The organism is Citrobacter sp. wls716, from assembly GCF_005280975.1.
Taxonomy (GTDB): domain Bacteria; phylum Pseudomonadota; class Gammaproteobacteria; order Enterobacterales; family Enterobacteriaceae; genus Citrobacter; species Citrobacter youngae.
On record NZ_SZWX01000028.1, the window covers coordinates 1 to 227 of the forward strand.

1 protein-coding gene is annotated in these 227 nt (G+C 63.0%); it reads right to left on the reverse strand.

Features of this window, described 5'->3' with window-relative positions; translation table 11 throughout:
* Positions 1 to 227 (reverse strand): hypothetical protein (locus FDX24_RS23430; protein WP_212732648.1); only part of this gene is annotated, 227 nt, incomplete at both ends.

Below are 227 nucleotides of genomic sequence, written 5' to 3' on the forward strand. Positions count from 1 at the left end.
CGCCCGGTCAGATACCAGGCTCCGCACAGTGCCCTGTCATAATCCTGCAGCAGGGCCGAGGCCGTCCCGCCCGAGCCGCTGGCCGCCCATACCACCGCCGACGCCGCCATCTTCTTTTTATAGCGGGCGTAGTAGGCGCTTCCTTCCGGGTAGGACAGAACGTCGAAATGCTGCACCACCCGCCGCTGCGTCAGTTTTTCAATGACCCCCCGAACTTTAATCAGCGG